1 protein-coding gene is annotated in these 203 nt (G+C 31.0%); it reads left to right on the top strand.

Annotation, left to right across the window (positions count from 1 at the left end):
• Positions 1-139: 139 nt before the first annotated feature.
• Positions 140-203 (top strand): ESPR domain-containing protein (locus tag M2R48_RS21635; protein WP_410004187.1); only part of this gene is annotated, 64 nt, incomplete at its 3' end.

Raw genomic sequence — 203 nt, 5'->3', positions numbered from 1 at the left:
AAAAATATTAACTGTTTACATTTTTTAACCAAGAGTGTAGATTGCATCACAAAAATAGGTGTGGTTGATTGTATATCAACTGCCTGTTTTTTTACAGCCTAGTAAGCAATCTTTTAATCATTTGTATGGTGGGTGTGATATGAACAGAATATATAAAGTAATTTGGAATGCTACTTTACTAGCATGGGTTGCAGTTTCTGAAT

This window comes from Acinetobacter sp. I-MWF, assembly GCF_025433935.1.
Classification (GTDB): Bacteria; Pseudomonadota; Gammaproteobacteria; order Pseudomonadales; family Moraxellaceae; genus Acinetobacter; species Acinetobacter guillouiae.
This window is presented reverse-complemented; position numbering and strand designations above follow the sequence as displayed.